Annotated in this window: 5 protein-coding genes and 2 pseudogenes; 3 read left to right on the top strand and 4 right to left on the bottom strand. The window is 71.7% G+C overall.

Annotated features, from left to right (window positions below; translation table 11 throughout):
* The 4 genes and pseudogenes from C1I97_RS27915 to C1I97_RS27900 all read right to left on the bottom strand — a co-directional run.
* The coding region (locus tag C1I97_RS27915; RefSeq protein WP_146608312.1) for a LysR family transcriptional regulator at window positions 1-608 on the bottom strand (608 nt) is incomplete at its 3' end.
* Between the two features lie 65 nt (window positions 609-673).
* Complete coding sequence (locus C1I97_RS27910) at window positions 674-1,240, bottom strand: helix-turn-helix domain-containing protein (RefSeq protein ID WP_111005907.1); 567 nt, start codon at window positions 1,238-1,240, stop codon at window positions 674-676.
* 286 nt (window positions 1,241-1,526) lie between these two features.
* Window positions 1,527-3,374, bottom strand: a pseudogene (locus C1I97_RS27905) (ABC transporter permease/substrate binding protein); the annotation flags it as partial.
* Complete coding sequence (locus tag C1I97_RS27900; protein ID WP_111005906.1) at window positions 3,367-4,455, bottom strand: quaternary amine ABC transporter ATP-binding protein; 1,089 nt, start codon at window positions 4,453-4,455, stop codon at window positions 3,367-3,369. The pseudogene C1I97_RS27905 and the gene C1I97_RS27900, both read right to left, overlap by 8 nt.
* 202 nt (window positions 4,456-4,657) lie before the next feature.
* Here C1I97_RS27900 and C1I97_RS27895 point away from each other — a divergent pair, with 202 nt between their 5' ends.
* From C1I97_RS27895 to C1I97_RS41835, 3 genes and pseudogenes are all read left to right on the top strand, one after another.
* On the top strand, window positions 4,658-5,587 hold the full coding sequence (locus C1I97_RS27895; protein ID WP_258382766.1) for a 5'-3' exonuclease: 930 nt from the start codon (window positions 4,658-4,660) through the stop codon (window positions 5,585-5,587).
* Window positions 5,588-5,639: 52 nt separating this feature from the next.
* Window positions 5,640-6,485, top strand: coding sequence for a siderophore-interacting protein (locus C1I97_RS27890; protein ID WP_111005905.1), 846 nt, complete (start codon window positions 5,640-5,642; stop codon window positions 6,483-6,485).
* 130 nt (window positions 6,486-6,615) lie between these two features.
* A pseudogene (locus C1I97_RS41835) lies at window positions 6,616-6,749 on the top strand (pseudouridylate synthase); the annotation flags it as partial.

The raw sequence follows: 6,749 nt of genomic DNA, 5'->3' as shown, positions 1-6,749 counted from the left end.
GCCCAGGGGTGGGCCGGGGCCGTCACCACGACCAGGTGGTCGTGGCCGATCACCACGGAGTCCAGACCGGACGGCGCCGACAGCCCCTCCACGAAACCGAGGTCCGCCTCGCCCGCCAGCAGCCGCTCGGCCACCACCGCGGAGTTCCCGGCGAGCAGCGACACCGCCGTGTCCGGCCGTCGCACGCGCAGCGCGATCAGCCATCCGGGCAGCAGGTACTCCGCGATCGTCATACTGGCCGCCACCCGCAGCCGCGAGTCCCGCCGGTCGCGCAGCGCCTGCGCGCCCGCGTCGAATGCCTCCGCCGCCTCCATGATCCGCCGCGCCCAGTCGGTGACCAGGGCTCCGGCGTCCGTCAGCCGCGACCCGCGCGGCGAGCGGTCCACCAGCGCCATGCCCAGTTGCCGTTCCATGGAACGGATCCGGCTGCTGGCCGCCGGCTGGGTGATGCCCAGCTCCCGCGCCGCCCCGCCGAGACTCCCCAGCCGTGCGACCGCCAGCAGCAGTTCCAGCGCGCCCAGGTCCGGCACCCGGTGCGCCAGTGAGGACCCCGGCGGCCGTCCTGCTCCGGCCTCACCGCCGCCTCGGTTCGCCTCGGACCTTGCCATCAGCCCAGTTTATGGCTCGATGGACGCAAATCCCCTGAGCGAGGGCACCAGGGAGACGGCCCGCATCAGCGCGTCCGGTCCTGCACCGCCTCGATGTGCTCCGCGACCGCGACCACGATCAGCCGTGTGTCCGGCACGGTCGCCCGCCAGCGGTGGCGGACCCCTCCGGTGAGGTACATGGTGTCGCCGCGCACCAGCCGGTAGGCTCGGCCCTCGGCCTCGATCTCCACCGCTCCGTCGGCGACGTACATCAACTCGTCGTTGCGGTGCTGGAACTCGCGGCCGGTGTCGTGGTCGCCGGTGAACTCCGAGGCGTGCAGCTGGTGGTGGCCGCGCACCAGGGAACGCATCCGGGGCTCGGGCTCCAGCTCGGTGGCCTCGGCGCGCACGACGTCGACGCTGCATGCCGGGTCGGCCGCCGCGAGCAGTTCCACGGCGGTGGTGCGCAGCGCGTCGGCGACCTTCTCCAGGGAGCTCGTGCTGGGGCGGGCCCGGTCGTTCTCGATCTGGCTCAGGAAGGGCACCGACAGACCGCTGCGGTCGGCCACGACGGCAAGGGTGAGGCCCAGCGCGCGGCGCCGCCGCCGTACGGCCGCGCCCACGCGAAGGGGCTGTTCTTTGTGGTCGCCCATCGCTCCGGCTCCCTCCTCCACTCGTCGGTCCGCTGCTCCTGGGGCCGCGGCCCTTGAGCCCGGTCGCGGGCGCACTCCTTCTGAGGAGCTCTCTGCACCCTACGCATGTTCGGCAAACAGTTTCATGCGGCCGTCACGTTCCTGTAAGGATCGCGCGGGACCGAGGGGTACGGGCGTGACTCCGGGTGGTTGGCCGGATTCCGACCGTGCGCACGGATGAGGGGCGGGCCCCGCCCACGTGGATGTGGGGAGAGGCCCGCCCCTCGGGCGGCGTCCGGGACTACTCGACGTCCGGGGCGCTCCTGTCGTCGGCCGACCTGGCGGAGGAGCCGGCCGGTATCGGGGCGAGCTTGTCGACGACGTCCGGGTTGTCCTTCAGCCAGGTGCGCACGGCGTCCTGCTGCCGGCCCTTGCCCGCCTTGTTGATCTCGGACTCGAGGCCGGTGAGCTGCTTCTCGCTCAGCTTGAAGTTCTTCAGCCAGCCGCCGGCCACCGGGTCGTCGGCGGCGAAGCCCTTGCGGGCGAGCGTGTGCACGCCGTCGCCGGTGCCCCAGGCGCCCTTGGGGTCCTCCAGCTTCTTCAAGTCGTAGTCGCTGTACGCCCAGTGCGGCGACCAGAGCGTGACGACGATCGGTTCCTTCTTGCTGTAGGCGCGCTTGAGCTCGGCCAGCATCGCGGGCGTGGAGCTGTCGACGACCTTGTACTCCCTGTCCAGGCCGTACTCCTTGAGGACCTTGCTCTTGAGCAGGCCCATCATGCCGGCGCTGGACTCGATGCCGGTGACCTTCCCGCCGAAGGCGGACGCCTTGCCCTTGAGGTCCGCCAGCGAGTCGACGTCCTTCATGTACGAGGGGACGGTCAGCTCCAGGGAGGTCGGGCCGTACCAGGAGCCGAGGTCCTCGAGCTGCTTGCCGTACTTCTTCCAGTACTGCTCGTGGGTGACCGGCAGCCAGGCGTCGGTATGGAAGTCGACGCTGCCCTGGGCGAGGGCGGTGTAGAGGGGCCCCGCGTCGAACTGCCGGGCCTCGACCTTGTAGCCGCGCCGTTCGAGGATCTCCTTCCACAGGTAGGTGGAGGCGACGCCCTCGTCCCACGGGATGTACCCGATGGTGATCTTCCTGCCCTTGCCGACGTCGCCGCCGTCGGAGGCGGTGGTCGAGCTGGCGCCGTTGCCGCCGAAGATGCCCATGCCGCCCGCCACGAGGGCGAGGATCACCACACCGATGACGGCGATCTGCGGCTGCGGCCGGTAGGACCAGATCTTCAGTCCCTTGGCGGCCCGTGCCCTGGCGGCGGCGCGCCGGCCGAGCGGGGAGACCTCGGTGCCCAGGGCGCTGGTCATGCGGTCCAGGTAGATCGCGAGGATCACGATGGCGACGCCGGACTCGGCGCCGAGGCCGATGTTGAGCTGGCCGATGGCCTCGTTGACGTCGCCGCCGAGGCCGCCGGTGCCGACCATGCCGGCGATCGCGGCCATGGACAGGCCGAGCATGATCACCTGGTTGACGCCGGCCATGACGGTGGGCAGGGCCAGCGGCAGCTGGACGCGCAGCAGCGTGTTGCGGGGCGTGGTGCCGAACGCCTCGGCCGCCTCCACCAGTTCCTTGTCGACCTGGCGGATGCCCAGCTCGGTCATACGCACGCCGGGCGCGAGGGCGAAGATCAGGGTGGCGACGATGCCCGCGGAGGCGCCCGTGCCGAAGAACAGGATGGCCGGGATGAGGTAGACCATCGCCGGCAGCGTCTGCATGAAGTCCAGGACCGGCCGGACGGCGGCGCTGACCCGGTCGGAGCGGGCCGCCCAGATGCCGACCGGCACCGAGATCACCAGCGCGATGATCGTGGCGACCAGGACCAGCGACAGGGTCACCATCGCGTTCGACCACAGCCCCATGGAGTCGATGAAGGCGAACCCCACGAAGGTGAGCACACCGGCGAAGGAGCCGCGCAGCCACCAGGCGAGCACGGCGAAGATACCGGCGAGCAGCAGCGGGTGCGGCGCCTGGAGGACGGCGTTGATCCCGTCGTAGGAGCCGGTGAAGACCGACTTGCAGAAGTCGAAGAGCCAGGCCATGTGGCCGAGCAGCCAGTCGACCGTGGAGTTGACCCAGTCGCCGAGCGGAATCCTAGGCACGGGCCACCTCCTTCTCGCCGCCCTTGTCCCGCGGAGCGTCGCAGCTCACCGGGGTGCCCTGCTCGTCGCCGAGGAAGCCGACGAGGCGCCGGCGCCGGACGACGCCGACGAGTTCCCGGTCCTCGTCCAGCACCGCGACCGGGTGGGGCACGCGGGCGCTGATCGCGCACAGCTCGGTGAACGGGGTGTGCGGGGTGGCGGTGTCGCAGCCGCAGTCGGCCTCGTCGCCGCGCACCTCGCGGTCCATGACCGCCTCCGCGGTCAGCACCCGGGAGCGGTCGACGTCCTGGGTGAAGGAGGCGACGTAGTCGTCGGCGGGGCGCAGCAGGATGTCCTCCGCGGTCCCGGTCTGCACGATGCGGCCGTCGCGCATGACGGCGATCCGGTCGCCCAGGCGCATGGCCTCGTTGAGGTCGTGGGTGATGAAGACGATGGTCTTCTTCAGCGTCTTCTGCAGCTGGAGCAGCTGGTCCTGCATGTCGCGGCGAATCAGCGGGTCCAGGGCGCTGAAGGACTCGTCCATCAGCAGCAGGCCGGCGTCGGTGGCCAGGGCGCGGGCCAGGCCCACGCGCTGCTGCATGCCGCCGGACAGCTCGTCGGGCCAGGACTTCTCCCAGCCGGCCAGGCCGCACAGGGCGAGCGCCTCGTCGGCGCGGCGTTCGCGCTCGGCGCGGGGCACGCCCTGCACTTCCAGTCCGTAGGCGGCGTTCTCGCGGACGCTGCGGTGCGGGAAGAGCGCGAAGTGCTGGAAGACCATGCTGATCTTCCTGGAGCGGACCTCGCGCAGCTCGCGGGCGCTGAGCGCGGTCAGGTCCTGGCCGTCGAAACTGACGGTGCCGGCGGTCGGCTCGAGCAGTCCGTTCAGCATCCGCAGGAGCGTGGACTTGCCGGAGCCGGACAGGCCCATGACGACGAAGATCTGGCCGGGTTCGACGGTGAAGGACGCGTCGATCACGGCGGCGGTGGTGCCGCGGGCGCGCAGGTCCTCACGGTCGGCGCCCTGCCGTAGTTTCTCCACTGCCTCGTCCGGTCGTCGGCCGAACACCTTGAACAGGTGTTGGGCCTGCAGTCTTGAAGACACGCTTACCTCTTGTCTCGGGGCCAAGGACGGGATCCGGAGGAGGGCTAACAGTTGAAGGAATCAACCACCTCTGATCCGGACTCGCGCCTGCCCAGACCTCCTTGGCCGAAACAGAACTGTGAGCAGGATCACTATTCGATCCCTTTTCCGGCCGGGCCGTCCGCCCTCACGCGGCGGGTGACTGTCAGTGCCGTACGGCATGATGCGGGGCGTGACCGGACGACTGATGCTCCTCGACACCGCCTCCCTGTACTTCCGCGCCTACTTCGGCGTGCCGGAGTCGGTCAGGGCCCCGGACGGTACGCCGGTGAACGCCGTGCGCGGACTGCTCGACTTCGTCGACCGCCTGGTGAAGGACCACCGGCCCGGCCACCTGGTGGCCTGCATGGACGCCGACTGGCGGCCGGCGTGGCGGGTGGAGCTGATCCCCTCCTACAAGGCGCACCGGGTCGCCGAGGAGCACGAGGGCGGCCCGGACGAGGAGGAGGTGCCCGACACCCTCTCCCCGCAGGTCCCGGTGATCGAGTCCGTGCTGGACGCCGTCGGCATCGCGCGCGTGGGCGTCGCGGGGTACGAGGCGGACGACGTGATCGGCGCCTTCACGGCGCGGGCGAAGGGCCCGGTCGACATCGTCACCGGGGACCGGGATCTGTACCAGCTGGTGGACGACGCGCGCGGGGTGCGCGTGCTGTACCCGGTGAAGGGCGTGGGCACGCTGCGGACCACCGACGAGGCGGCGCTGCGGGAGAAGTATGGGGTCGGCGGCAGCGGGTACGCGGATCTGGCCCTGCTGCGCGGTGACCCGAGCGACGGGCTGCCGGGGGTGCCCGGCATCGGGGAGAAGACGGCGGCCAGGCTGCTCGCCGAGTTCGGCGACCTGGCCGGGATCATGGCTGCCGTCGACGACCCGGGGTCGAAGCTCACGCCGTCGCAGCGGAAGCGGCTCGACGAGGCACGGCCGTATCTCGCGGTGGCGCCGAAGGTCGTGCGCGTGGCCATCGACGTCCCGCTGCCGGACGTGGACACGTCGCTGCCGTGCACCCCGCGCGATCCGGCGGCGGTCCAGGAGCTGGCCGCCCGCTGGGGGCTGGGAGGTTCCCTGCGGCGACTGCTCGACACGCTGGGGACGTGACGGCCGCCATGTTAACTTAGGTAAACCTAAGTAGTGGAACAGGGAGGCCGTCATGGCAGAACGTCCGGCGCGCAAGCCGCGCAGGGTGCACACCGCGCGGGTCGTCCGCACCGAACGGCTGACCCCGAACATGCAGCGCGTCGTGCTCGGCGGTGACGGCCTGGCGGACTTCTCGGCCGACACGTGCACGGACCACTACGTGAAGCTGCTGTTCCCTGCCGACGGGGTCACCTATCCCGAGCCCTTCGACATGCAGCGGATCCGCGAGGAGTTCCCGCGCGAGCGGTGGCCGGTGACGCGGACGTACACCGTGCGCGCCTGGGACCCCGAGCACCGCGAGCTGACCCTGGACTTCGTGATCCACGGCGACGCGGGCCTGGCCGGCCCCTGGGCGCTGCTCGCGCGGCCGGGCGAGACCGTGCGCTTCCTGGGCCCCGGCGGTGCCTACGCCCCCGACCCGAGCGCCGACTGGCACCTGCTCGCCGGCGACGAGAGCGCCCTGCCGGCGATCGCCCGTTCCCTGGAGGCCCTGCCCGAGGGCGCCACGGCCCACGCCTTCATCGAGGTCGCCGGCCCCGAGGAGGAGCAGAAGATCGACTCCGACGTGGAGGTGGTCTGGCTGCACCGCGGGGAGCGACCCGTCGGCCAGGCGCTGGTGGAGGCCGTACGGGCGCTGGACTTCCCCGGGGGCCGGGTGCACGCGTTCGTGCACGGCGAGGCCGGCTTCGTCAAGGAGCTGCGCCGCCTGCTGCGCGTCGAGCGCGCCGTCCCCCGCGAGGACCTGTCCATTTCCGGCTACTGGCGCCTGGGCCACAACGAGGACGGCTGGCAGGCGGCCAAGCGCGAGTGGAACGCCCGCGTCGAGGCCGAACAGGAGGGCACGGCCCCGGCCGCGTGAGCACGCCGAAGCGGCGGCACCGGAACGGGTGCCGCCGCTTCGGCGCTGCCCGGACCGGCCGCCGGCGGGAGACCGTGCCGCGCACAGCGGTTTTCCCCGGGCGCACGGCACCTCGTAGGCTTCGGGCGAGATGAGACACCGCAGGACCCGCACTCCACCCGCTCCCCTCCCCCAGCGTCACGGGGTGGACCCGGCGCGGGTGCGGCTGCCCGACGGCGGGGCGTGGGCCACCGTGCGGGAGTACCTGGTGGAACGGCTGTCGGG

It is taken from the genome of Streptomyces sp. NTH33 (genome assembly GCF_003236365.1).
Taxonomy (GTDB): Bacteria; Actinomycetota; Actinomycetes; order Streptomycetales; family Streptomycetaceae; genus Streptomyces.
Note: the sequence above shows the minus strand (reverse complement) of the source record. Positions and strands in the feature narration are given on the sequence as shown.